We start from the raw sequence: 26,819 nt of genomic DNA on the forward strand, positions 1-26,819 counted from the left end.
AACGAAGGGGGCGAGTTTGAACGACGAGAAAAGAATCCGGATTACTTTTGATCCGTGGCTATCGGTAGTGGTGGTATTGCTGCTCTGCATTAGCATGCTGATGGTCACCTCATCGTCGGCCTATGTGGCGCGTTCGTACGATGTCGGCATCTATCATTACAGCATCCGCCAAGGAATCTATATCGGGGGCGGTATTTTGATGGCCTATCTGACCTTTAAAGTCCCCCTTGAAACGTGGTACCGTATCACGCCGCTCTTAATTATGCTCACTTTTGTGTTCCTTATATTGGTCTTGATTCCCGGCATTGGGCGAGAGATTAACGGGGCAATGCGCTGGATTCCGATGAAATTTATGAACGTCCAGCCCGCTGAGATGGCCAAAGTATTCTGCATTATCTATATCGCCAGTTACTTGCATCGCCATCATGCGACGCTTAAAACCTCCACGATGGCGTTAGTTGCGCCGCTTTTTGTGCTCGGTGCGTTTGGGTTTTTCCTGCTGTTAGAGCCCGACTTTGGGTCAACCACGATTATTTTAGCCGTCGGTTTAACGATGATTTTTATCGCCGGCGTTTCACTGTGGCGCTTTGGCTTAATGCTCGCGATTACCCTTGGGCTTATGGTAGCGGCGCTCTATAGTTCTCCGTATCGTAAAGCTCGTCTCGCGGTCTTTTTGGACCCTTGGCAAGATATGTATAACCAAGGCTATCAGCTTATCAATTCGCTTATCGCTATCGGCCGCGGAAAACTTGGCGGCGTTGGCATTGGTGAGAGCGTGCAAAAACTTGGTTATCTGCCCGAATCGCATACGGACTTTATTTTTTCGATCTACGCAGAAGAGCTAGGCTTTTTTGGCGTGGTGGTCTTGATCGGGCTCTATCTCCTCTTTTTAAATCGTGCCTATCATATTGGTAATCGAGCAGAGCGTTTAGAACTTCGTTTTGCGGCGTATCTTGCTTATGGAATCGGGACACTTGTGACGCTCCAAGCCTTTACTCATATGGGCGTGACGCTAGGACTATTGCCCACAAAAGGGTTGACGCTCCCGCTTGTGAGTTATGGCGGATCGAGCATGGTTATGATGATTATTGCGGTGAGTATTCTTTTTAGAATAGACATTGACACACAGTCACTTCAATATCAAAATTACTTAAAATATAGAGAAAAAGAGGCGCAGAAAGCGGCCAAGCAAGCTGAAAAAGAGGCGGCACTTGCGGCAAAAGAAGCGGCGCGTCTAAAAGAGCCGCTTATTTCACAATCCCCTGATGAGATGGAACTCTCTTCGGTTGAGCTTTCCTCGGCAGATTTTAAAGGAGTGCCACATCATGGCTGATACAATTGTAATTATGGCCGGCGGAACGGGTGGACATATTTTTCCGGGGCTTGCGGTGGCGAAATCTTTAGAGGCAAAAGGGTACGAAATCCATTGGCTTGGTGCCTATGGACTTGAGACGACGCTGGTGCCAAACGCCGGAATTCCGCTCCATTCGGTGCCAATTAAAGGCTTACGTGGAAATGGGGTATTCGGTTGGATTAAGCTCCCATTTCAATTAACTCGCGCCGTTTGGAATGCGATGCGCTTTTTACAAAAAGTGAAGCCAAAATGTGTGGTGGGATTTGGCGGTTATGCGGCGGCGCCTGGCGGCATTGCCGCAAAATTATTGGGGATTCCTGTGATTATCCACGAGCAAAATGCAGTGGCGGGGATGGTCAATAAACTCTTATCGAAATTTAGTACAAAAACCTTATCGGGCTTTCCCGTTGCGCTTCCGAATGTGGAAGTGGTGGGTAATCCCGTTCGTAAAGAATTACTTGAGATCAAACCCTATCAAGAGCGTTATGCTGCGCGTGGCAATGCGCCGCTTCGGCTTTTGATCATCGGGGGGTCTCAAGGGGCAAAGCGCCTTAATGAGATCGTTTTTGAGGCCATCGGATCGATCGATCGTCCGGTGGAAATCTACCATCAAGTGGGCAAAAATTGGATCGAACATTATGCAGAATTAAAAGAGAGCGCAGGGCTTGATGGTCTTTATCGTCCTGTAGCGTTTATTGATGATATGAAGTCCGCGTATGAGTGGGCCGATCTTGTGATTTGCCGTGCCGGTGCGCTGACAGTTGCTGAGGTATTAGCGGTGAATGTGGCGAGCTTTTTCGTGCCATTTCCCTATGCGGTGGATGATCATCAGACGGAAAACTGTCGCGGTGCATTTGAAGCGGGCGCTGCATTTTTAGTGCAAGAGCGTGATTTAACGAGCGCCGATCTAGCAGACACAATTAATCAATTTACGCGTGAAACCGCTGTTGAGATGGCGGGAAAAAGTGAGTCTTTAGCGAAAAAAGAGGCTACCAACACGATCGTAACAATTATTCAAAAGGTTATAAAATAGGCATGAATCAGACAATTTATCTATCTCCTAACAGCATGCGTCGCATCAATCGTATTCACTTTGTCGGAATTGGCGGTTCGGGCATGTGTGGGATCGCAGAGGTCCTTATTAATCTTGGATATGAAGTGACCGGCTCTGATATTGCCGCCTCGCCGGTAGTTGAGCACTTAATTGAGCTTGGGGCACTGGTTTGGATTGGGCACGATGGCGAGCATGTCAGTGGCGCCGATGTGGTGGTAACGTCAACGGCGGTCAAAGAGGATAATCCGGAAGTGGTTCAGGCAAAAGCGGAGCACATTCCCATTGTCCCGCGCGCGATGATGCTCGGTGAATTGATGCGTTTTCGTTTTGGAATTGCGGTAGCGGGAACCCACGGAAAAACCACGACGACAAGTCTTTTAGCCTCGATTTTAGATGAGGCGGGCATGGACCCGACCTATGTGATTGGCGGGCGTTTAAATAGCTCAAATGCCAATGCGCGTTTGGGGCTTGGGCAATATCTCGTCGCGGAAGCGGATGAATCGGATGCCTCATTCCTTCATCTTCATCCGATGTCGGCGATCATCACTAATATTGATCGCGACCATATGAGCACTTATGGCAATGACTTTGAAAAGTTACGCCAAACCTTTGTGGATTTCCTTCATCATCTGCCATTTTACGGGCTTGCGGTACTTTGCCTTGATGATGAAGAGGTGCGTAATTTAATTCCGCGCATTCATCGCCCGATCCTCACCTATGGGGAAGCAGAAGGGGCGGATTATCAGCTGATTGAATATAAATCGGAAGGCATGATGAGCTGTTTTACCGTTAAAATGCCAACGGGCGTGAGTGAGTTTAAAGTCGCGCTTCCAGGGCGTCATAGCGTGTTAAATAGTTTGGCCGCGATTGCGATTGCCACCGATTTAGGCGTGCCACAACCGGCGATTCGTCGTGCCTTGATGCGTTTTAAAGGGATTGGTCGCCGCTTCCAGATGCATCGCCCAGTTCGCTTTAAAGCAGGTGGTGAAGCCCTTGTCATGGAAGATTATGGTCATCACCCAACGGAAATTCGCGCGGTCTATGATGCGCTGACAACGGCGTATCCTGAAAAACGCGTGGTAGTGGCGTTTCAGCCCCACCGTTATTCCCGTACCGAAGAGCTCTTTGATGAGTTTGTTGAGGTATTAAGTGGCATTGATAATGTCTTAATTACTGATGTTTACTCGGTACATGAAAAAGTGCGTGAGCACGCAACCGGTGAAGCGCTTACCAAAGCTGTGATTGCAAAAGGGGGCTCAAAGCCGCTCTTTGTAGGCTCGATCGATAATATTCGTACGGAATATCAAAAAGTGGCGACCCCGGATGATTTAATTGTGATGATGGGCGCGGGAAATATTGGTAATATTGCAGCGAATTTCTATAAAGGTGAGGAGTTTTAAATCATGTTTGTTAAAAAAGTAACCGATCCCAAAGCGTTTGGGAAAGTGGCGGTTGTCTATGGTGGCGACTCTTCAGAGCGTGAGGTCTCAATCTGGTCGGCGGAAGCAATTTTAGCGGCGCTTCAGGCGAAAGGCATTGATGCGCACGGTGTGGATACGCAAAAAGTGGACCTTCTTTCGTATTTGATTGAAGAGCGATTTGATCGTGTCTTTATCGCGCTTCACGGGCGGGGTGGGGAAGATGGCGTGATTCAAGGCGCGCTTGAATATCTTAAAATCCCCTATACCGGCAGCGGCGTTTTAACCTCAAGTGTCGGCATGAATAAATTAAAAACTAAACAGATCTGGAAATCAGAAGGGCTACCGGTGCTCGATTCCTATCTGTTAACCGATCTTGAAACCGTTGAAAAGCTTCGCGATGAGCTCAATTATCCGCTTGCAATTAAACCTTCTGAAGAGGGCTCAAGCATAGGGGTAAGTCGCGTGGATTACGATAGCGATCTTGTTGCGGCGTGGGAAAAAGCGGGCGGTTATGATTCGCCGGTGTTTGCGGAGAATTGGATTGAAGGGAACGGCGAGTATACCTGCGCGATTTTAGGGGATAAAGCGCTTCCGATTATCCGTATGGAGACCGATCTTGCGTTTTATGATTATGAGGCGAAATATCTCCGTGATGATACGCGTTATTTCTGCCCATCGGGATTAGATGAGGAAGATGAGATGCTCTTTAGACGTCTCTCTGAAGATGCGTTTACCGCCCTTGATGGTTCGGGGTGGGGGCGCATTGATTTTGTCGTCGATAAAGAGAATAATCCGTGGCTATTAGAAATCAATACCGTTCCCGGCATGACCGAGCATTCGCTTGTACCTCTTGCGGCCAAAGAGGCGGGATTAAGTTTTGAAGATTTATGCTGGCTGATTTTAGAAACCTCACTATAATAGCTCTCGACCCGGCAAGGGGATTGGCAGAGTTAGAGTTTAAAATAGAGCATTATGCGTAGACCGAGTGAAGAGACGATAAAACGACGAAAAAAGGCGGGGGCAGCGAAAGCGGAAAAACCCGCCAAAAAGTCGTGGCGTGCCCGCCGAAAAGAGCGGCGTGGCGTTAAATTAAAAGAGAGTTTCGATTGGGGTGCGGCGCTTGCATATCTAAAAAAGCGCCTTAAGCTCATGTTTGTGCTCTTTTTGCTTGCGCTCGTGCTCGTTGGGCCATTTTTTGCGTGGCAATATATTCGCCCAAATAGTTCGCTGTTTTCCATTAATCGGGTTCACATTACCTGGAAAAATGATCTGCACTATTTAGATGTCGATGAGGTGAAAGTTTCTATCGGTCAGGCCCTTGAGTTTGAAAATTTTTTAACGGTTAATGTTGGCGAATTGCAAGAAAAATTACAAGCGAATCCATGGGTTAAAGAGGCAAGCGTTAAGCGAAAATGGTATAACGAGCTTGAGGTTGAGATCACTGAGGAAGAGCCTGTTGCGCGGTGGAACGATCAACTTGTCGACCTTGAGGGGAATCTTTTTAAGCCCAAGAATATCGATAAATTTGATTTTATTGCGATTGAATCAAATTATAAAAATCGTGCTAAAATTGTTCAAAAAGCGCTGGAGATTAACGCGGCACTTAACCGAGTGGGATTACATTTATCGCGCTTAAAGTTTGATGAACGCGAAGCATGGACTATACTATTGAAAGAGGATGTTCGGCTTCTGTTCGGGACAGAAGGGTTTGACGAAAAATTTGCACTCTTTATCGATAAATATCCGGAGCAGTTGCAACGGGATTTTAGTCGAATATCTCAGATAAATTTTCATTATAATAATAGCTCCTTTGCGATTACTCATAAAAAGCAGAGGAAATAGAATGAGGCTGGTTTTAGAAGATGACCGATGTATCAGAACGTTCATTTGTAGTAGGAATTGATATTGGCAGCAGTAAATTAGTTGCGGCAGTGGGAGAGTATATCGATGATACACTCCATATTCGCGCTTCCGCGACTGAAAAAATTCGTTGCGTGCGTGAGGGCACCATTTCCGAGATTGAGCCTCTTATTAAAACCATTAATAAAGCCATTAAAGCGATTGAGAAAGAGTCAAAATGTGAAATTTATTCCCTCTCTTCAACCATTGCGGGCAAGCATATTCACGGTGAAACCTCCCATGGAAGTGCCTCGATTCGCGGCGGGAAAAGCCATGCGGTGAGTGAGCGCGATCTCTATGCGGTGCTCGATACAGCGGGTGCAGTCCCTCTGCCAAAAGAACAGCGCGTTATCCATGTGCTCCCATCGACCTATAAAATTGATAACCAAGATGGTATTAAAAATCCACTTGGAATGTCCGGGGTGCGTTTAGAGGCGAATGTCTATGTGGTTGATGCGGCAGAAAATGCGATTCAAAACATTACCAACTGTTTTCAAAGCTGCGGGCGTAATCTCGATAGCGTCGTATTTCAGGGACTTGCGTCAAGTTTTTCAGTCTTAACCGACGATGAAAAAGAACTTGGTGTATGCTTGATCGATATGGGAAGTGGAACGACGGATATCACCGTTTATTCGAAAGGCGCGGTGATCTACACAGAATCGCTTCCGCTTGCAGGTGATCGAGTGACGCTCGATATTGCCCTTGCAAAACGCCTGCAATCAAATGTGGCAGAGATGATTAAAGTGGAATATGGATCATGCATGTCGGAGCATATTAGTACCGATGAGATGATCGAATTACCCGTGATCTCAAATCAAAGCGATGGTCGGAATATGCGCCGTCAAGAGCTTGCGCAGATTATCGAGGCACGTTATGACGAGATTTTCGAGATGATTAAGAAAAAGCTCGAAGCGAAAAAGATCGACTTTCTCTATGGTTCAAAAGTGGTGAAAGTGGTTCTCACAGGTGGCTCGGCGAATGTGCACGGCGTTGAGGCATTGGCAGAGCGAGTATTTCAGGTGCCAGCACGGGTTGGGACGGCACGGAATATCGATGGAAATATCGAGGAACTGGAAGGGCCTGAATATTCTGCTATCTTTGGGCTCTTAGCATTTCACCATCATCATGAGTCGTGGCAAAAAAAGATCCAAAATACCGTGTCAAAGCAAGGGATTTTTAGTAAGATGTACTCATTTATCAAAAAAACTTTTTAAAAAAGTACTATTATACTAGTTAACAAATTCTTTAATGAGGGTTAAACATGTCCAAATTTGAACTGCATCAAGATTATTCTGATCAAAGACCTATTATTAAAATCATTGGTGTAGGTGGAGCGGGCGGTAACGCTGTGACTCATATGGTTGAATCAGGAATGGAAGGCGTTTCTTTCATTGCTGCGAATACTGATGCGCAGGCTTTAAATAAGACGAAGGCTGAAATTTTAGTTCAGCTCGGTGCGGATTTAACAAAAGGCCTTGGCGCAGGAGCAGATCCTGAAGTTGGACGAAATGCGGCACTTGAAGATTCAGATCGTTTACGCGAAGTATTAGACGGCGCGAATATGGTCTTTATCGCAGCAGGTATGGGAGGCGGTACCGGAACAGGTGCAGCCCCTGTCATTGCAGAGATTGCGCGTGAGCTTGGCATCTTAACGGTGGCCGTTGTTTCGCGTCCTTTTGCTTTCGAAGCGCGTGATGCAGCCGCTAACGAAGGGTTAAAAGTGCTCGCAGATCATGTGGATTCTCTCATTACGATTCCTAACGAACGTCTTATGACGGTATTAGGAAAAGGCGCCAGTTTAATCGATGCGTTTAAAGCAGCGAATAATGTGCTTTATAACGCGGTTCAAGGCATCACTGAAAGCATCGTTCAAGAGGGGATGATTAACCTCGACTTTAACGACGTGAAGACCGTTATGAGCCAGCAAGGTATGGCCATGATGGGCGTTGGGGTATCAAGCGGTGATAACCGTGCCCGTGAAGCAACGCAAGAGGCGATCTCATCTCCATTACTTGATGATATCGATCTTTCAGGTGCGAAAGGTATCTTAGTTAACATCACGGGTGGTCCTGGTCTTGCCATTGGTGAGTATTATGAAATTGGTGGTATGATCCGTGAGTTTGTCAATGACGATCCGACCATTATTATTGGGGCGGCCATTGATGAAGAGCTTGGTGATGAGCTTCGCGTAACCATTATCGCAACTGGTTTAGGGCGTTTTAATGCACCTGCAGGTCGCGCACGCCGAAATACCAAAGAGAGTGCCACAACCTCCGTAACCGAGCGGGTTGAAAAAGCGCCGCGTGAAAAGAGCCGTACGCAAGATCAGCTCTTTACAGATATTTTAGATATTCCTGCATTTTTACGCCGTCAATCAGACTAATCGTGTAGACGCTTTACGGAAAAACGGATACGGATTGACCCAAGCAGGAATTGAATCGAGGAATCGATTTAAGTTAGTTAAAAATAGGATGAAGATGTTAAAACAACGCACAATTAAAGAGGTTATTAAATCAACAGGGATCGGCCTCCATTCAGGGAAAAAAGTCTATTTGACCTTTTATCCTGCAGGCGCTGATCACGGGATTGTGTTTAGACGTAGCGATATTTCAGGAGCTCCTGGAATTAAAGTAAGCGCGACCTCCGTTGTCAGCACTCAGCTTGCAACCACGATCTCAACGGACGAGATGCCCGAGGCAAATATCTCGACAGTTGAGCATGTGATGGCAGCTCTTTGCGGTCTTGGAATTGATAATATTTTAATCGAAGTGAGTGCGCCAGAAGTGCCCATCATGGATGGTAGTTCAGCGCCGTTTGTGTATCTATTGCAATCAGCAGGAATCGTTGAGCAGGATGCGCCAAAACGCTTTATTAAGATTAAAAAGGCGGTTGAGTATCGTCATGAGGATAAATTTGCAAAATTGCTCCCTCACGATGGCTTTATGCTCGACTTTACCATCGATTTCAATCATCCGGTATTAGATCAAACTGCGCCGCGCCATGTGTGTGAATTCTCCAGCCAATATTTTATTGAAGAGATTTCCCGCGCGCGCACATTCGGTTTTATGCGTGATCTTGAAAAGATGCGTGAGCTTAATCTTGCATTAGGTGGAAGTGTTGATAATGCAATCGTTGTTGATGATTATCGCATCTTAAACAAAGATGGATTGCGTTATCAAGATGAGTTTGTTCGTCATAAAGTACTTGATGCCGTCGGCGACCTTTACCAGCTCGGGTATCCGATTTTAGGTAAATTCGTTGGCTATAAAGCAGGCCATATGATGAATAACATGTTAATTCGAGAATTGGTTAAAGATTCCAGTGCTTATGAGTTCGTCACCTTTGAGGATGCGCTCGAGTCACCGGTGAATTACTTTAGCCCTGCATGGAATTAATTTTACATTTTACTTTAGATGCAGTAGAATTACGGGATTATAGATTTTTATATTTAAACGTGTCTCTAACAATATAAAAAATAATTCATTATTTATTTTAGAAGATATAGGATTTCAGGTTTTATGGTTACAATTCGTTTAGCTCGTGGAGGCTCTAAAAAACGCCCTTTCTATCAAATCGTTGTGGCAGATAGCAGACGCGCTGCTACTAGCCGTTACATTGAGCGTGTAGGTTACTTCAACCCAATCGCAAAAGGTGGAGAGCAGCGTTTAGCGATCGATACAGATCGTATCGATTACTGGGTAGGCGTAGGTGCGCAACCTTCTTCACGTGTAACTTCATTGTTAGATGAGTTTAAAAAAGCAGCTGCTCAAGCTTAATTTTTATTAGAATTGATAAGATTAGCCACTTTGCCCTTCAGCAAGGTGGCTTTTTTATGGGATTATGGAAAAAGATAAAATTATAGAAATTGGGAAGGTCAACGGCTTTCACGGGGTTCGAGGCTTTGTAAAAGTCTTTTCTGAAACACGTCCACGCGAGGCGATTTTAGCCTATTCAAGCTTTTTAATTAAAAAAGGTAAAGAGTGGGAGACGATTGAGGTGAAAGAGGGGCGAGAGCATGGAAAAAATATCCTCTTTCTCTTTAAAGCGTATGAAGATCGTAATCTGGTGGAATCTTTGTTAGGTGCACCTCTAGCGGTATATCGCTCACAAATGCCTGAGCTCCCCGAGGGCGAGTTTTATTGGGTTGACCTTATGGGGTTAACTGTTCGCAACGAATCGGGCGTAATCTTCGGTAAAATCGACTCTATGATGGAAACGGGCGCAAATGATGTGCTCGTAGTCAAAGACGAAAAAGGTGCGCCAACTTATATTCCCTATGCGTATGGCGAGGTTGTATTGGATGTGGATTATGATGCGGGCGAAATGATCGTTGATTGGAGCGAGGATGAGGCGTGACCTTAACGATTGATATCATTTCACTGCTGCCAGAAATTATCGAACCCACGCTGGAATATGGTGTTGTGGGGCGGGCGTATCAAAATGATCTCTTTAAGATTAAGTTTTGGAATCCTCGGAGTTACACCTCGGATCGTCACCATACGGTGGACGCGCGTCCTTTTGGTGGCGGGCCGGGCATGGTGATGATGTATGAGCCACTTAAAGCGACATTGGATGATATTACCGCGTTTCGCGGGAGTCGAGGGAAACGAATTTTCCTTTCGCCTCAAGGGGAAACTCTCTCCCAAGCCTTTTTGCGCGAGCATGTAGGTGCGGATCATTTAGTCATTTTGTGTGGCCGATATGAAGGGATTGATCAAAGAATTATTGACACAGAGATTGACATGGAGTTGTCGATTGGGGATTATGTCCTTTCAGGAGGAGAATTGGCGGCATCCGTTGTACTCGATGGGTTGGTGCGATTAATCCCTGGTGCTTTATCGAATCATGAGTCGCACGAAAACGATTCGTTTAGTGTGGAGGGTTTATTGGACCATCCACATTACACGCGCCCCCGCGTCATTAATAATCTAACGGTTCCCGAAGTCCTGTTTTCTGGGGATCATAAAAAAATAGCGGCCTGGCGACTCAACGAGGCAAAGAAGAAAACAGCGTTAAAGCAAAAAAAAGAGTGATCTACGTCATGTAGTTAAGGAAAATGGAGCGCTCTCGTTGTTATTAAGTGCTTGATTGTCTTAATATATCAGTGCCTTATATGAATGAGGTATTGGCGAATTTATGTTTATTGGGAGATTGTGATCATGTTGATACTCACAAGGAAGGTTGGCGAGAAACTCATCATTGACGATAATATTGAAGTGGTAATCCTTGAGATTAAAGGAAACCAAATTCGTGTCGGTATTGAAGCACCGAAGGAGATTTCAATTTTTCGTGAAGAGGTGTATGAGAAGATTCAAGCCGAGCAAGTAATCAACAGTACGGAAGCTTAAACGTTTTTATTCATAAATAATGATACAAACGCGTAAGTCTACGGTATTTTGATTTTTAGTGTAGGTAATTAGGCAAACGATTATTTTATGCTTTTATCTATGGGCAATTAAAGCATTACTGGTTTTAAGTAGTGTTTTATTTTTGCTTTCTAAAGGATTTGTGCTCATCTCCCAAGCGTCTATTTTAGAGTTTCTAAGTTTTGAAATCCAAGTTATAAAAAACCCAATGATGCAATGTTCATTGGGTTTTTTTGCGTTAAGAGTGTATTTAAGTATTTTAGGGCTAGAGCGAATAATAGAGCTCATACTCAACGGGATGGGGCGTTTCATTGACGCGACGTACTTCATCTCGTTTTAGTGCGATATAAGCATGGATCATATCCTCATCAAAGACATTGCCTTTTAAGAGATAGTGATGATCGGTTTCTAACGCTTTCAGCGCTTCATCTAAGTTTGCGCAGACTTTCGGCATCGCTAAAAATTCAGCGGCAGAAAGATCGTATAAGTTTTTATCGAGCGCAGGGCCCGGTTCAATCTTATTTTCAATCCCATCAAGGCCCGCCATTAAAACGGCTGAAAAGGCTAAATAAGGATTGGCCGTTGAGTCGGGGAAGCGCACTTCAATACGGCGCGCTTTGGGATTGGGGATGTGCGGAATGCGGATCGATGCGGTTCTATTTTTGCATGAATAAGCGAGCATCACTGGTGCTTCATAATGAGGCACTAAGCGTTTATAGCTATTGGTTGATGCATTGGTAAAGGCATTTAAACTGCGGGCGTGCTCGATGATGCCGCCAATAAAATAGAGCGCCGTTTGAGAAAGACCACCATACTGATCACCGGTAAAAAGGTTTACGCCATCTTTAACAAGCGATATGTGAATGTGCATTCCCGAGCCGCTTTCACCATGATAGGGTTTTGGCATAAAGGTAGCGGTTTTTCCAAATTGGAGCGCGGTATTTTTAATTGCATATTTAAACGTTTGCACTTCGTCCGCTTTTTGAAGGAGCGAATTGAAGGCAACACCAATTTCACATTGGCCTGCAGAGGCCACTTCACGATGATGGATCTCAACTTTAATCCCCATCGCTTCGATCATTTCACACATTTCACTGCGAAGATCGTGGAGTTTGTCGCGGGGAGGCAGCGGTGAATACCCTTTTTGCCACGCCGAGCGATGTCCAAGTCCGCCATTTTCAAGGCCGGTTTCCCACATGCTTTCAGAGGAATGAAGGCGTACGCTTAAATTGTTCGGCTTATTGCTAAATTCGATCGCATCAAAAACAAAGAACTCATTTTCAGGGCCTAAGTTTGCGATATCGGCAATGCTCGTTGATTTAAGATACTCCTCGGCGCGAAGGGCAACAGAACGTGGGTCGCGCTGATAGCTTTTTAAGGTATCAGGTTCGATCACGTTACAGGTTAAAATTAAGGTTTTATGCTCAAGAAAAGGATCGATAATGGCGGATCTAGGATCGGGCATTAAGATCATATCGGAGTTTTCTGTGTGCTTCCAACCGGCAAAACTTGAGCCGTCAAACATGCGTCCCTGTTCGAAAAAATCTTGGTCAACCTGCTGTGCTGGAATGGTAAAGTGGTGTTGCTGTCCCTGTAAATCTGTAAAGCGTAAGTCTACAAATTTAATCTCATTATCCATTATTTTAGTCAGAACAGAGCTGATACTATAAGCAGGCATGTATTCTCCTTGAGCACAATAAAAAGCCTCTTCAATGGCAGGTTGCCTTGAAGAATGTAAAAATCATATCAAGCTATCTATTATAGAGGAGTTTTCTCGATAAATGTACTCTTTCAGAAAAATAGTATTGATTCCTTTAAAAGGCGAAAAAAGCTTCTTTTTCAGATAATTAAAAAGTAGTTAAACCCCACATAAATAGCGGTGAATCATCGCTTTCAATTCGTGAAACATTCAAAGGGCTAAAAAATGGGAAATCTCAAACATTGGGCGCGCTGATTTTGTCCCTCACTTTTTCACGCCTTTTTTATTAATTTTTTTGAAGAGTTGGGTGCGATTTATAAAGAAAATAAAAGAAGCCACGTTTCTTTGAATAACCTTTAGCCGAATTGTTCTTAAATTGCCCATAAATTAGCGTAAATTTGAATTAAACGGGCGAAATGCATGCGGAGTGATTGACGAGATATGGCTAAAACTCTATGATGATCAATGGATTGATTTCTCATGGGCGATTCGGTTCGGCCTGAGAGATGCGAAAATCAAATATATGATGAGGAGAGAGTTGAGTGAGTGAGGTTAAAACCTGTTTGCCTGCCTATTTTGGCGAGTTTGGCGGAATGTATGTGCCGGAAGATTTGGAAGTTGCGTTATTGGCGTTAGAGAAGGCGTATGCTGAGATTCGTCACGATGAGAGCTTTCAAAAAGAGCTTTATGAGCTATTAACTGATTATGCCGGTCGTCCAACCCCTTTGACGCTTTGCCGAAATTTAACGGAAGGCACGAAGGCGAAAATCTATCTCAAACGGGAAGATCTGTTACACGGCGGTGCACACAAAACCAATCAGGTATTAGGGCAGGTGCTCCTTGCAAAACGCATGGGCAAAAAAGAGATTATCGCGGAGACGGGTGCAGGTCAGCACGGTGTCGCAACGGCATTAGGTTGCGCACTTTTGGGTTTAAAATGCCGTATCTATATGGGTGCAAAAGATATTGAGCGTCAAAAGCCGAACGTCTTTCGTATGCGTCTGATGGGGGCGGAAGTGATTCCGGTCACGCACGGAGAGGCGACCCTTAAAGCAGCCTGTGATGAGGCGCTTCGCGTCTATGCTAAAGAGTATAAAACGACGCATTACCTGTTAGGAACGGCGGCCGGTCCGCATCCTTATCCCCTTATGGTTAAAGAGTTTCAAAAAATTATTGGCGAAGAGATGAAGCGCCAAATTATGGAAAAAGAGGGGCGTCTTCCGGATGCCGTGATTGCATGTGTGGGCGGCGGTTCAAATGCGATTGGCGCCTTTACTGAGTTTGTTGATGATGAATCGGTTGCGTTAATTGGCGTTGAGCCTGGTGGGTTGGGCGTTGAGACGGGTAAACATGGTGCGGCGATTCAAACCGGTACTCCGGGTGTCTATTTTGGTATGCGCGCGCCGTTAATGCTTAATGATGCAGGCGAGGTAGGGGAATCCTATTCCGTTGCCGCGGGACTTGATTTCCCGTCAGCTGGGCCTGAACACGCCTATTTACAGTCGATCGGCCGTGCAAAATATGTGGCGATTGATGATGCGGAAGCGTTATCGGCGTTCCAAGAGCTTTCAGAGCATGAAGGGATTATTCCCGCGCTTGAATCATCGCATGCATTGGCGTACGCCCTTAAACTGGTGCGTGAAAACCCTGATAAAGAGCAGACCTTAATTGTCAATCTTTCAGGTCGTGGCGATAAAGATATATTCACCGTTTACGAGCTATTAAATGATAAACTGATGCCATCGCACGAAGGCTAAACGCTGGCGCGCATCACACTAAATTAATAAGGATCAAAAAGAGTTTTAATGGAAATTGCAACGTGGAATCTTAATTCAATAACGGTTCGTTTACCTCAATTGCTGGAGTGGCTAGAGGAGAGCAAAATCGATGTCGCAGGGCTGCAAGAGCTTAAATGCGATACCGATAAATTCCCCTATGATGAGCTTAAAGCGGCGGGGTATCATGTCGCGGTAAATGGGCAGCCTACTTATAATGGCGTCGCGCTCGTGAGTCGTTCTGAAATTACCGATGTGAGTTATGATCTACCCGGATTTGAAGATGATGAAAAACGCGTTATCGCGGGAACCATCGACGGCATTCGGGTGATTAATCTCTACGTTGTGAATGGGCAAGATCCTAAATCAGATAAATACAGCTATAAACTCGCTTGGCTAAAAGCGCTTACAGCCTATCTAAAAACAGAGCTTGAGGCGCATGAATCGGTCGTGGTGTTGGGGGATTTTAATATTGCCCCCACGGATGATGACGTTCATAACCCCAAAGCGTGGAAAGATCGCATCTTATGTACCGATGAAGAGCGTGCAGCCTTTAATGAATTACTAGCGCTTGGACTTACCGATGGGTTACGCATTTTTGCTGAGCCAAAAGGGCAATTCACCTGGTGGGATTACCGCAGTCAAGGCTTTGATAAAAATCATGGAATCCGAATTGATCATCTGCTCTTGTCCCCACGGGTGAGTGCGCGGGTGATGGAGACGAAGGTCTATCTCAATGTTCGCGCGAATGAGCGCCCATCGGATCACGCACCGGTAAGTGTTGTGTTACGTTAAGAACTTAGGTAAATTAAACAGAAATTAACTGAAAAACGACAATCATTTTGAGGAGTCATTTTATGTATAGTGGAAGTATAGTCGCAATTGTCACCCCGATGTTTCCCGACGGCCGTATCGATTACGATACCTTAGAAAAACTCGTTGAGTTTCACGTTGAGAACAAGACCGATGCGATCGTTGCTGTCGGTACGACCGGAGAATCGGCAACCATCAACTTTGATGAGCATCGTGATGTGGTGAAGCGCATGGTCGCTTTCGCTAACGGACGGATTCCTATTATTGCCGGAACCGGTGGAAACTCTACCGAAGAGGCGATTCGCTTAACCCATTGGGCAGCAGAAGATGGTGCAGAAGCCTGTCTTTTAGTGACGCCATACTATAACCGTCCACCTCAAGAAGGGCTCTATCAGCACTATCGTTTAATTGCCGAAACCGTGGATATCCCCCAAATTCTCTATAACGTTCCAAGCCGCTGTGGCTGTGATCTCTTGCCTGAAACTGTTGAGCGTCTCTGTGAATTTGATAATATCGTCGCGATTAAAGAGGCGAGCACATTGGAACGCGTTGAGCAATTAGTTCGCCGTGTTGGTGATAAAATTGCTGTTTTCTCAGGAGAAGATGGGTTGGCCGCTGAGTCCGTTTTAGCGGGTGCGAAAGGCGTTATCTCAGTAACGGCAAACATTGCGCCGCTGCAAATGCATAATATGATTCATGCAGCATTGGAAGGTGATCGTGAAAAAGCGTTAGCGCTCGACAAAGAGATTGCGGAGCTTCATCACGTACTTTTCTTACAAGCCAATCCGATTCCAGTTAAATGGGCACTGCAACGCATGGGTAAAATCCAGCCAGGTATCCGTTTACCGTTAGTACCGCTTGATAAGCAATTTCATCTAACGGTGGAAGAGGCGTTACGCAAAGTTTCGTTAATTTAATCATTTTGACAAATTACTGGTATAATTGGCCGAATTATTAATCAATAGGTATCGATTTATATGTCTAAAACTAAGATTGTTACGGCGCTGATCGTGGGCGGATTTGTCCTCTCAGCGTGTTCAACAAGCGATATTCAAGCGCGCGACCGTTTAAACTATACGAAAGCACAACAAGCGAATCCACTTGAGTTGCCGCCTAATTTAGCAAACCGCACCCGTGATGCAAATTACGCAACGAATGTGTTGAGTGAATACAATAAAAATCACGGTAAGAGCAAAACGGCTGGGGTCAATGTTCTGCCCAATTCAGCGGATGTGAAGCTCGTTCGTGCAGGAGAGAATCGTTGGATTTCAGCGAAACTCCCAGCTGAATTTGTTTGGACGCAATCGGTACAACTCTTCCAAGAGCTTGGTTTAGAGGTGGAAAACTCCAACCCTGAAGCAGGTACGCTTGAGAGTAAATGGATGAGTAATCGCGCCGATGTGCCTGAAACATTCTTGCGTAAATTGATGTCGGGCATTGCCGATCAGCTCTTCTCATCGCCAACGCGTGATAAGTTTAAACTCCGTTTAGAGCGTGAGGGCGATCGAGTATTGGTGCATGTCACCCATTATGGGCTGAAAGATAAAGCGTCGGGTTATGATGACCAATATCATACTTGGGTTGAGCGCCCACGCGATCCTGAACTTGAAGCTGAATTTTTATCACGCTTAATGGTAAAATTAGGTGGTACTGAAGGGGCTGAGGTGAAAGCACAAGGCACACTCAATATTGAGACCCTTGCCGATAACCGCTTTACCATCAATCGTCCTTATAATTCAGTATGGTTACAAGTGGGCAACCTCTTTGATGATGGGGCAGACTTTAGAGTCGATGAGCTTGATCGTGGTGCGCGAACCTATACTGTTCTCCGCGCGGCAAAAACGAAAGGCTTCTTCAAGAAAACGACGGTCTATGATACCTATAGCGTGGTGTTAACGGAGCAGGGTAACAATCAAACCTTGATTGAAATTACGCCGAAAGAACCGAATATGCCGGTTGAGCCGTTAGTGAAGAAACTTACCTCAAGTCTCTACTAATCAGATAATGAGAAGACGCCTGCTTGGTCAGGCGTTTTTTTATGGATGGAAAAAGATGAAGATTGCAAAACTCCCCCCGCATGTGATTAACCAAATTGCCGCTGGCGAGGTGGTGGAACGGCCGGCATCGATTGTGAAAGAGCTGGTGGAAAATAGTATCGATGCGGGCGCAACCGCCATTACCATTGATATTAAATCGGGCGGCATTGAGCAGATTTTAGTGCGCGATAATGGGTGCGGAATTGATCAAGAGGATTTAAGCCTTGCGCTCTCAAGTCACGCCACGAGTAAAATTCGATCGGTAAATGATCTTGTTGAGGTGACAAGCCTTGGTTTTCGTGGTGAGGCACTTCCGAGCATTGCGGCGGTTTCGCGACTTCGGATCACCTCAAAAACCCGTGAGGCGGATTATGCTTTTACGGTGACAGGTGAGGGGCGTGATGAGGTGAACGAACCGATGCCGGCTTCGCATTTAGATGGAACCACCGTTGAAGTGCACGATCTTTTTTACAATGTCCCCGCACGGCGGAAGTTTTTACGCACCGAACGCACCGAATTTGGGCATATTGATGAGCTCGTTAAACGCTTAGCGCTCGTTCGATTTGATATTGGGTTTACCTTAATTCATAACGGGCGCGCCGTTTTTGAAAGCCTGATTGCCAATGATATGGCCTCTAAAGAAGCGCGGATTGAAGCGATTTTTAGTCGAGATTTTTTAGAGGCGAGCTTTCATTTTGAGCATAGCCAAGAATTTTATCCCAATGAATACTCCGATCCTCGTACCCTGACGCTTTCGGGCTGGATCGCGAAACCAACTTTTCATCGCAATAATGCCAATTGGCAATTTGTCTATGTTAATGGACGCATGGTGAAAGATCGGCTTGTGGCGCACGCGATTCGTCAGGCTTATCGCGATGTAATGTATGGGGATAAATTCCCCTCCTTTATTGTCTATTTAACGCTCGATCCGAGTGCGGTGGATGTCAATGCCCATCCGGCAAAACATGAGGTACGCTTTCGTGAATCGCGCATGGTACACGACTTTTTATTTCGTACGCTCCATCATGTGATCTCAAAGCCGGAGGTGATTGGTGATCTTGAGCAAGAAGTAGCGGAAACGATAGCGCTCTCTCGCCCGCGCGGGCCCATTGAAGAGGACAGTTCTCATCGTCAGATTGGCTTGTCGTTCGGATCACGCCGAGAGTTGCCGTCACAAAATCCGATCAATGTGTATGAGGCGATTGGCGGTGCGCGTGAAGTATTGCAGGGTGATCGCGGATTGTCGTTACGATTTGATCCTGAATCGGGTGAAGTGATTGAAGAGGGGAATCGCCCTGAGAATCTCAATGATTATGAAGATGAGACGAGCGAAAAACTCGAGCTTAATCCCGATGAGGCCCCTTTAGGCTACGCGCTTGGGCAATTGCATGAGGCCTATATTTTGGCTGAAAATCGCGATGGTTTAGTGCTCGTTGATATGCATGCCGCTCACGAACGGATTATTTATGAGCGGTTTAAATCGGCGATTCATACCGGTGAGCCCATTGTGCGGCAAGCGCTCCTGATTCCAAAAACGATGGAAGCCTCGTCGCGAGAGATTGCGATGGTGGAGGAGTTTGGGGAAGAATTATTAAAATTGGGATTGCTTGTTGAGGTGCTCAGTCACGATAGTTTAGTGATTCGAGAAGTGCCGGCAAGTCTAATGAATGCCAAAGCGATCGAGCGATTGGTGGCCGATGTGCTTGCTGATTTTGAAAATTATGGCTCGAGCAAAAAAATTGAAGATCATATGAATGAGATTTTATCGACGATGGCGTGCCACAGTGCGATTCGTCACCACCGCCGTTTGACGCTGCCGGAGATGAATGCGTTACTCCGGGATATGGAGCGCACCTATCGCGCCGATCAATGCAATCATGGCCGGCCGACCTGGACATCCCTTGGTATGGGCGATCTCGATAAACTCTTTTTACGCGGACAATAATTGGTAGGAATGGATATGACACAGATGTTAGCGCTCTTTGGACATCCGGTGAGTCACTCGAAATCACCGGCGATTCACGGGGTGTTTGGTAAGGAAAATGGGATTGATCTAGAGTACGATCTTTGGGATGTTCCGCCTGAAACGCTCGTTGAAACGGTGCGACATGCCTTTGAAACGGGGAAAATTGTGGGGGCGAATGTTACCGTTCCTCATAAAGAGGGGGTTATCTTAGCGTGCGATCATTTAACGAGTGAAGCGAAACTTGCGGGCGCGGTCAATACTCTACATTTTCGTGATGGAAAACTTTGGGGGCACAATACCGATGGTATTGGACTTGTGCGCGATCTAAAAGCAAAAGGCTCGATCTTATCGGGAAAACGGATCTTAATTTTAGGTGCAGGCGGGGCAACTCGTGGCGCATTAAAACCAATTTTAGATGAATTGCCAGAAGCGGTTGTGTTAGTGAATCGAACCGTCTCGCGGGCAGAACAATTGGTGAATGAGTATTATGCTCATGATGCGACATATCAGCGTGTGTTAACTGCAACCTCGTGGCAAGATGAGATGCTTGGAGAGCGAGCCTTTGATGTGATCATTAATGCAACGAGTAGCTCGCTATCCAATACGTTTACCCCGCTTCCGAAAGGCGCAATTGGGGGTGATACGATCGGGTATGATCTGATGTATTCCGATGAGCCCACAGTTTTTATGGAATATCTCCTTGAAAAGGGCGGGAAAGCGGTGTTTGATGGCATTGGAATGCTGATTGAGCAAGCGGCCTATGCGTTCCAATTTTGGTTTAATTGCCTGCCCGATACGGCGGGCGTCTATCAATTATTGCGCAATTAATCTCGGGGATTAATCGCCTGAATTATTCAAATTTTGTTATGATACTTAGCTATATCGTAAATATGCGGAAGGAAGAGAGCTATGTCTGAAGAAAAGACCCATTTTGGATACGAAACCATCGATAAAGACCAAAAAGAAGAGCGCGTTGCCGAAGTGTTTCACTCCGTTGCGAGCAAATATAATGTCATGAATGACGTGATGAGTTTTGGAATTCATCGCTTATGGAAAAACACTACCATGCAATTGGCAGCCGCAAAACGGGGCGATCAAGTGCTCGATCTTGCCGGCGGAACGGGAGATTTAACTATTTTGTTAAGTCGCCGTGTTGGGCCAAAAGGGCGTGTGGTGCTTTCGGATATTAATAGCTCAATGCTCGAAGAGGGGCGCAAACGCCTTATCAATAAAGGCATTGTTGAAAACGTTGAATTTAAACAGATCAACGCCGAACACATTCCCTTTGAAGATAATACTTTTGATATTGTCACTATCGGCTTTGGTCTGCGCAACGTCACCGATAAATTAGCGGCACTCAAAGAGATGAAACGTGTGCTTAAACCCGGTGGGCGAGCGGTAATACTAGAATTTTCTAAACCAACGGTTCCCGGTCTTGGATCGCTCTATGATTTCTACTCATTTAATATCATTCCTAAAATGGGAAAATTGATCGCCGATGATGAAGCGAGCTATCGTTATTTAACGGAATCGATCCGGATGCATCCTGGCCAAGAAGAGCTTAAAGCGATGATGCTTGAAGCGGGTTTTGATGAGGTGGATTATAAAAACTTAACGGGCGGAATTGTCGCGGTGCATCGCGGATTTGTCTATTAAGAGAGTCAAAAGCGCTTAAGCTCGGGATACCCGATTCAAACTGGATCGAGGTTAAGCGCCGATCTGAGTATAAATAAAGGATAGAGCATGATTTCACGCTGGTTGCGCATGGTAAAGATTTGGTGGGTTCTTCTTCGATATGGACTCTACGACCCATTCTTTGCCCTCCCCATTCTCCGCTATTTTGGTTTTTTAAAACCGTTATTGCAGCTCTTTAATGGGTATAAAAATGAGTCGTTACCAGTGCGAATTCGCCTTGCGATTGAATCGTTGGGCCCGACCTTTATTAAGCTTGGGCAAGCCCTTTCAACGCGGTATGACCTTTTAGATGAGGCGGTTGTCGATGAGCTGGTTAAACTGCAAGATCAGGTGCCGCCATTTGATAGCAAAAAAGCCCGCGAGATTATTGAATCATCGCTTAAAGCGCCGGTGGAAGAGCTCTTTTTAGAGTTTGAAGAAGAACCGATGGCAGCAGCTTCCATCGCTCAGGTCCATGGCGCGGTGTTAAAAAATGGGAAGCGCGTGGTGGTAAAAGTGGTGCGCCCGAATATTCGCAAAGTGATCATGCGTGATATTCAGCTCATGGAGACGCTCGCTTATTTGCTTGAGCGTTACTATAAAGATGGCAAACGACTGCGCCCGATTGAGGTGGTTGAAGAGTATTCACGCACTATTTTAAATGAGCTTGATTTAACGATTGAAGCGGCAAACGGCACGCAACTTCGTCAAAACTTTAAGGATTCTGAAATCCTCTATGTGCCCGAAATTTATTGGGATTACACCCGTAAAAATGTGATGGTGATGGAGCGCATTAGTGGTGTTCCTGTGGGTGAAGTGGAGACGCTTAAAGCGCTTGGGGTTGATATTCCCCTTCTTGCAAAACGCAGTGTCGAGATCTTCTTTACCCAAGTCTTTGTGCACAGTTTTTTCCATGCGGATATGCATCCCGGGAACATCTTTGTCGATGTCACCAATCCGAAAGACCCTACCTACATTGCGCTCGATTTTGGCATTATCGGTACGCTCAACGAGCGTGATCAACACTACCTTGCCAGTAACTTTTTAGCCTTTTTTAATCGAGATTATCTTCGCGTTGCGGAACTCCATGTGGAATCCGGTTGGGTTCCCGCCGATACGCCGGTGAATGATTTTGAGGCGGTGATTCGCTCGCTCTGTGAGCCAATTTTCAATAAACCCCTTAAAGATATCTCGTTTGGGGCCTTTTTGCTCTCACTCTTTCAGACGGCGCGCCGGTTTAAGATGGAGATGCAACCGCAATTGATGCTCCTACAAAAGACGCTCTTTGCCGTTGAAGGTGTAGGACGAAAACTCTATCCTGAGCTTGATCTTTGGGAGACGGCAAAACCGTTTTTAGTCAATTTTGTTAAAGAAAAACGCGGGATTAAAGCCACTGCGATGCGCTATAAGCGGGATATCCCCAATTGGATTGAGCAATTTCCTGAGGTGATGCAAAACGCCAATGTGGCGCTTCGCGAGCTGGTTAAAGGAGAGGCGAAAGTGGTGCTCTCGGAAGGGGAGTGGGAGAAATATGAAGCGGCGCGACGCAGTGAATCACTCCGGTTAATCTCTGGGATGATTGGTGTCGTATTTCTCGTTTTCTTCTGCCTTGGACTTGAAAGCGAAGCGGGCTTTAGTTTTAAAACGGCGAGCTATGGGATTGTTTCAATTCTGATCTTTTTAATAACCTTTAGAAACAAAAAATAAATTTTATGCGATAATACGGTGAGTATTGAGCGTAAGTCTGGAGAGGCATTATAGTTTATAAAATGATATAATGTGATCCGCTGTATTTTTAAAGCAAAAGGAGTAATAGAAAAATGAAACGTTTAGCATTAGTAGCCATGTTAGGCATGGGATTAGCAGGATTTGTTCACGCAGAAGTGGACGCAGACCAAGTCACCTACTATCGTCAAAGCATTTTTGGCGTGGTTAGCGGTCAAATGGGCGTTCTTTCAGGCATGGCAAAAGGCGATATCGCATTTGACGCAGATAAAGCGAAACTTGCGGCAGAGCGCTTAAATATGATGGCAATCGCTTCATCAGAAACCTTCATCGACGGCACCTATGAGAGCAGTAATGTAAAAACTGCAATCAACCGAGATCGTGCTGATTTCGATAAAAAAATGACGGCGTTCCAAACCGAAGCAGCAGCGATGGTTGACGCAGCGGCGGATCTTAAAACATTACGTCCACAACTTGGTAAACTTGGTGGCACATGTAAATCATGCCACGACGTCTACAAAGCAGACTAATCTCGATATTTCACGATATTTAGGTTGCAGTTAGACTAAATTTATCGCACAATCGCGATAATCGTAAAAGAATAAAGCTTTTAAAACGATTAATTCTATAATGGAGTTAGTCGTTTTTTTGTCACGTGAGAGGAAATAATCATGAAGAAATTATTAAGCGCGGCACTTTTGACCGCTCTTGTGGGTACGGCAGGAGTTTCGGCAAAGGAAGTTCGAGTCTATAACTGGACCGATTATATCGACCCCGAATTGATCGATGAATTTACTGCACAAACCGGCATCAAAGTGATCTATGACACCTTCGATAGCAACGAGGTGTTATTGGCTAAAACCTTAACCGGAAACTCAGGGTATGACATCGTTGTTCCTTCGGAATATACGGTGAAATATATGATTCAAGCAAACCGTTTGCATAAGATTGACCCCGCAAAACTCTCGAATTATAAAAATATCTGGCCTTACGTGCACGATAAACTAGAAGAGCTCGAAGGGGTGAATGAATATTCCGTGCCCTATATGTGGGGAACGACGGGCATTGCCTACGATGAGAATAAAATTAACGCATTAGTGCCCGATGCGCCGACCGATTCGCTCGAGCTGATGTTTAATCCCAAATATGCGGAAAAATTAGCGAGCTGCGGGATCTATATGGTGGATTCTCCCAGTGAAACTTTCCCGATTGTATTGCGCTATTTGGGGCTTCCACCTGAATCAACCGATGATAAAGATCTTGCGAAGGTGGAAGAGGCCTTTAAGCAAATTCGCCCCTACATTAAAAAATTCCACTCATCGGAATATATCAATGCGCTCGCAAATGGGGATGCCTGTCTGGCGCTCGGCTGGTCGGGGGATATCTATCTTGCGAAAGCGCGTGCAGAAGAGTTTAACCCGGATATTAAGATTGAGTATCGCATTCCGAAAGAGGGCTCGCTTCTTTGGTTTGACCAATTTGCGATCTTAAACGATGCGAAAAATGTGGATGAAGCCTATGCCTTTATCGATTTCTTGCTCGATGCGAAAGTGAACGCGCGTGCAGCGGATTACGTTGAGTATTCAACCTCTGTGGAAGCGGCGTTTCCCTTTGTGAAACCGCATCTTTATAACGACCCAAATCTCTATCCACCCGAAGAGATTCGCTCAAACTTAAACGTGAAGCAGCCCTACACGCAGCGCGAGCAGAAAAAATTGATGAAAATTTGGCTTAAAATTAAAAATAATTAACGACAAAAACCCTTTCGATTTGAGGGAGTAAAAAGGGATGGCCAGAAACGGTCATCTTTTTTTGATCGAATTAAAATAAAGCGGCAAATGCGCCTAATTTACGATAAGATGATAGGCGTTGTATGCTGTTAAAAACAGTCAATTTACACCAGTATCATAATTGTGCAACGAAGATGATATAGATTAGTAAAATGATGGATTATAAGCCGCTTAACTAAAAAAACGATTATGATAGATCGAACGTGGTAGGCGACACACACCCTTGTATTCCCCATGCCATAAATGGGTTTGTCATCAGAATAAGAGCGGAATCGAGCGGGCTATTGACCAGTATCAAAGGGGATAAATAGACGTTTGATTCATGAGGCTATAGTAGGGTAATCTATCGTTTAAATAGATGGAATATATTGAATGGAAGATAAACATACAGAGTCAAACAATGCCCGTCGGCAAGCGTTTATATATACGCTCCTCAATCGAGCAGATTCGATGGGAGATCATGCCGTTCGAATTCGTTTTGAAATAGAGCGTGGTACGGAGTCGACGCTCGCCGGTGCGCTGACAGATTATTACATCTGCTCTAAACCGAAAGATTACCTCCAACGTCTCGACTTTTTAAAAGAATCACTTAATGTGTTAGGGGACGATTGGTTGCTTCTCTTTTACGATAATTTAGAAGAAGAGTTTAGTTCTGCAACCGTTTTACCCTATAACCAATGGAGTATCTTTACTGAAGATGTGCAAGGTCATTTTAATTTCATTGACAATCCCTATGCATCATAAGGCTGAGATATAGTTATGAGTAATGCAGTGAGAGTTAAGTTAGTAGGGGTCGATTCGCGGACAGAGGCGGGGATTAAGCTCGTCTTGTCACGTAACCAGCAACAAAAATTTATTATCGATCAGAGCGCATCACTTCTCTTAATTGATGGGGACTCGGTTGATGGGATTCGTTATATTCGTGACGAATCGATGGAATATGCGGTCATTATGACAGTGATGGTGAGTCGTTATAACGAATATTCTCATGTAATCCAAAAGCCGCTTAAAAGCGAAGATCTCGTCAAGACATTATTAGATGTTTCCAAAGAATTAGCCAATCATGAAATGGGCGCGGGTGAAGCGAAAGCGCAAGGCAATCCCTTTGCGAAATTTCACAGCGACCAATATTTAGCCTCATTACAGCAAGCTCATAAAGCGGGAAATGACCGTGAAAAAGCAGAGGAAGAAGCGCGCCTAAAAGCGGAAGCGGAAGCCAAAGCAAAAGCCGAAAAAGAGGCCGCCGAGCGTGCTGCGATTGAAGCTGAGAAAGCCCGAGCCGAAAAAGAAGCAGCGGAACGTGATGCAGAAGAGCGTGTAGCTAAAGCCACAGCTGAGGCTGCTCGTAAGGCGGAAGCTGAAGCAAAAGTTGCTGCGGAAAAAGCGGAACAAGCAAAGCGTGACCTCGCTACAGCAAGTTTTACCCCTGCTGACACCGGACCTGCTAAAGAAGAGGCGGATGCGGAAAAAGAGAAAGGGCGTGATAAATTTTCACCGGGTGCGGCGCTTTATGGTGTACGACTCTATCCATTTGAATATAAACAAGCAGCAGACAGTAAGAAAATCTGTGGTCAATCACAAGATGTGAGCCTTGATCATCTCCCGCTCCAAACATTTTTTAATGTGACCGATTATTTAGGTCATTACGTTGCGGAAGCAAAATCAATTGCGCTTGAAGCGATGCGTCCTGTGGTGCTCACAATTGATAATGACTATATGCTGATTCATCCAAAAGATCAGTCTATTTACACCAGTCTTCCGGAAACCAGTTTATATGCAATTTCATTGATGCCTCTACGTGATGCCCCTGAAATTGACATCTTAGAAACATCTCAGGCACAAGCGGAATATGTCCAAAAGTATGATGTGGTCTATTATTCCAATCTTGATTATCTGATTGCTGTACTAGCGCTCTGGTCATCCCGTGGTCGTCTTCCTGAAGGCACAAGCGTTGATGAGCCCTATCAGCTCTTGCAACCTGATCACAAGATCTTTACGCAACTGAAACTTCCCGAGATTAATCGAGTGAAAGAGGCTTGGGCAAATGCACCAATGACCTTAAAAGAGCTCGTAGGGCAGTTGCTTCTTCCACAGCGATATATCTTTTCATTTTATATTGTGGCGGCGATCTTAGGGCTTTTTAACGAGCGTGATCGCACCGCTGAGCTCGAAGAAGAAGCTGCGCGTGAGCAAAATAAGCAAGATGACCTGAACATGTTATTAGAAGAATTGAAACAATTGTAGATT

25 protein-coding genes are annotated in these 26,819 nt (G+C 45.3%); 24 read left to right on the top strand and 1 reads right to left on the bottom strand.

Annotation, left to right across the window (positions count from 1 at the left end):
* Positions 1–16 precede the first annotated feature (16 nt).
* The 12 genes from ftsW to csrA all read left to right on the top strand — a co-directional run bounded on the left by ftsW (position 17) and on the right by csrA (position 11,076).
* Complete coding sequence (gene ftsW, locus OXI21_RS05875; protein WP_279618628.1) at positions 17–1,333, top strand: putative lipid II flippase FtsW; 1,317 nt, start codon at positions 17–19, stop codon at positions 1,331–1,333.
* A complete protein-coding gene (gene murG / locus OXI21_RS05880) occupies positions 1,326–2,387 on the top strand; it encodes an undecaprenyldiphospho-muramoylpentapeptide beta-N-acetylglucosaminyltransferase (protein ID WP_279618629.1) in 1,062 nt (353 codons plus the stop codon). The genes ftsW and murG overlap by 8 nt, the downstream gene beginning before the upstream one ends.
* A gap of 2 nt (positions 2,388–2,389) precedes the next feature.
* Positions 2,390–3,808 (top strand): UDP-N-acetylmuramate--L-alanine ligase, encoded by a 1,419-nt coding sequence (gene murC, locus OXI21_RS05885; RefSeq protein ID WP_279618630.1) that lies wholly within the window; start codon positions 2,390–2,392, stop codon positions 3,806–3,808.
* A gap of 3 nt (positions 3,809–3,811) precedes the next feature.
* Positions 3,812–4,747: a D-alanine--D-alanine ligase gene (locus OXI21_RS05890; protein ID WP_279618631.1), complete on the top strand. Its 936-nt coding sequence runs from the start codon at positions 3,812–3,814 to the stop codon at positions 4,745–4,747.
* Positions 4,748–4,801: 54 nt separating this feature from the next.
* Positions 4,802–5,671 (top strand): FtsQ-type POTRA domain-containing protein, encoded by an 870-nt coding sequence (locus OXI21_RS05895; protein ID WP_279618632.1) that lies wholly within the window; start codon positions 4,802–4,804, stop codon positions 5,669–5,671.
* A 20-nt stretch (positions 5,672–5,691) separates the two neighbouring features.
* Entirely contained in the window at positions 5,692–6,942 is a 1,251-nt protein-coding gene (ftsA, locus tag OXI21_RS05900) for a cell division protein FtsA (protein ID WP_279618633.1), read from the top strand.
* Between the two features lie 47 nt (positions 6,943–6,989).
* Complete coding sequence (gene ftsZ, locus OXI21_RS05905) at positions 6,990–8,111, top strand: cell division protein FtsZ (protein WP_279618634.1); 1,122 nt, start codon at positions 6,990–6,992, stop codon at positions 8,109–8,111.
* Positions 8,112–8,205: 94 nt separating this feature from the next.
* Positions 8,206–9,123 (top strand): UDP-3-O-acyl-N-acetylglucosamine deacetylase, encoded by a 918-nt coding sequence (gene lpxC / locus OXI21_RS05910; protein ID WP_279618635.1) that lies wholly within the window; start codon positions 8,206–8,208, stop codon positions 9,121–9,123.
* Positions 9,124–9,246: 123 nt separating this feature from the next.
* Positions 9,247–9,504, top strand: a complete 258-nt coding sequence (gene rpsP, locus OXI21_RS05915; RefSeq protein WP_279618636.1) for a 30S ribosomal protein S16 — start codon at positions 9,247–9,249, stop codon at positions 9,502–9,504.
* A gap of 64 nt (positions 9,505–9,568) precedes the next feature.
* Positions 9,569–10,084, top strand: a complete 516-nt coding sequence (gene rimM, locus OXI21_RS05920; protein ID WP_279618637.1) for a ribosome maturation factor RimM — start codon at positions 9,569–9,571, stop codon at positions 10,082–10,084.
* Positions 10,081–10,761, top strand: a complete 681-nt coding sequence (gene trmD / locus OXI21_RS05925; protein ID WP_279618638.1) for a tRNA (guanosine(37)-N1)-methyltransferase TrmD — start codon at positions 10,081–10,083, stop codon at positions 10,759–10,761. The genes rimM and trmD overlap by 4 nt, the downstream gene beginning before the upstream one ends.
* Positions 10,762–10,887: 126 nt before the next feature.
* Positions 10,888–11,076 (top strand): carbon storage regulator CsrA, encoded by a 189-nt coding sequence (gene csrA, locus OXI21_RS05930; protein WP_279618639.1) that lies wholly within the window; start codon positions 10,888–10,890, stop codon positions 11,074–11,076.
* A gap of 283 nt (positions 11,077–11,359) precedes the next feature.
* On the opposite strand, the gene glnA is transcribed toward csrA, so the two are convergent.
* Positions 11,360–12,772: a type I glutamate--ammonia ligase gene (gene glnA / locus OXI21_RS05935; protein WP_279618640.1), complete on the bottom strand. Its 1,413-nt coding sequence runs from the start codon at positions 12,770–12,772 to the stop codon at positions 11,360–11,362.
* A 563-nt stretch (positions 12,773–13,335) separates the two neighbouring features.
* On the opposite strand from glnA, the gene trpB reads away from it, so the two are divergent.
* The 12 genes from trpB to OXI21_RS05995 all read left to right on the top strand — a co-directional run bounded on the left by trpB (position 13,336) and on the right by OXI21_RS05995 (position 26,816).
* Entirely contained in the window at positions 13,336–14,550 is a 1,215-nt protein-coding gene (gene trpB, locus OXI21_RS05940) for a tryptophan synthase subunit beta (protein ID WP_279618641.1), read from the top strand.
* A 48-nt stretch (positions 14,551–14,598) separates the two neighbouring features.
* A complete protein-coding gene (xth, locus tag OXI21_RS05945) occupies positions 14,599–15,363 on the top strand; it encodes an exodeoxyribonuclease III (RefSeq protein ID WP_279618642.1) in 765 nt (254 codons plus the stop codon).
* Between the two features lie 62 nt (positions 15,364–15,425).
* Positions 15,426–16,298: a 4-hydroxy-tetrahydrodipicolinate synthase gene (gene dapA, locus OXI21_RS05950; RefSeq protein WP_279618643.1), complete on the top strand. Its 873-nt coding sequence runs from the start codon at positions 15,426–15,428 to the stop codon at positions 16,296–16,298.
* Between the two features lie 60 nt (positions 16,299–16,358).
* Entirely contained in the window at positions 16,359–17,378 is a 1,020-nt protein-coding gene (gene bamC / locus OXI21_RS05955) for an outer membrane protein assembly factor BamC (protein WP_279618644.1), read from the top strand.
* Between the two features lie 55 nt (positions 17,379–17,433).
* Positions 17,434–19,362, top strand: coding sequence for a DNA mismatch repair endonuclease MutL (mutL, locus tag OXI21_RS05960; protein ID WP_279618645.1), 1,929 nt, complete (start codon positions 17,434–17,436; stop codon positions 19,360–19,362).
* Between the two features lie 15 nt (positions 19,363–19,377).
* A complete protein-coding gene (gene aroE, locus OXI21_RS05965; RefSeq protein WP_279618646.1) occupies positions 19,378–20,211 on the top strand; it encodes a shikimate dehydrogenase in 834 nt (277 codons plus the stop codon).
* A gap of 81 nt (positions 20,212–20,292) precedes the next feature.
* Positions 20,293–21,039, top strand: a complete 747-nt coding sequence (ubiE, locus tag OXI21_RS05970; RefSeq protein WP_279618647.1) for a bifunctional demethylmenaquinone methyltransferase/2-methoxy-6-polyprenyl-1,4-benzoquinol methylase UbiE — start codon at positions 20,293–20,295, stop codon at positions 21,037–21,039.
* Between the two features lie 87 nt (positions 21,040–21,126).
* The gene (gene ubiB, locus OXI21_RS05975) at positions 21,127–22,764 is read left to right on the top strand and encodes a ubiquinone biosynthesis regulatory protein kinase UbiB (RefSeq protein WP_279618648.1); all 1,638 of its coding nucleotides are present in this window, start codon (positions 21,127–21,129) and stop codon (positions 22,762–22,764) included.
* Positions 22,765–22,877: 113 nt separating this feature from the next.
* On the top strand, positions 22,878–23,312 hold the full coding sequence (locus OXI21_RS05980; protein WP_279618649.1) for a cytochrome c: 435 nt from the start codon (positions 22,878–22,880) through the stop codon (positions 23,310–23,312).
* A gap of 141 nt (positions 23,313–23,453) precedes the next feature.
* Positions 23,454–24,533, top strand: coding sequence for a polyamine ABC transporter substrate-binding protein (locus OXI21_RS05985; RefSeq protein WP_279618650.1), 1,080 nt, complete (start codon positions 23,454–23,456; stop codon positions 24,531–24,533).
* 411 nt (positions 24,534–24,944) lie between these two features.
* Entirely contained in the window at positions 24,945–25,316 is a 372-nt protein-coding gene (locus tag OXI21_RS05990) for a hypothetical protein (protein ID WP_279618651.1), read from the top strand.
* A 15-nt stretch (positions 25,317–25,331) separates the two neighbouring features.
* Positions 25,332–26,816, top strand: coding sequence for a hypothetical protein (locus OXI21_RS05995; RefSeq protein WP_279618652.1), 1,485 nt, complete (start codon positions 25,332–25,334; stop codon positions 26,814–26,816).
* Positions 26,817–26,819 lie beyond the last annotated feature (3 nt).

This window comes from Ignatzschineria sp. RMDPL8A, from assembly GCF_029815055.1.
Lineage (GTDB): Bacteria > Pseudomonadota > Gammaproteobacteria > Cardiobacteriales > Wohlfahrtiimonadaceae > CALZBJ01.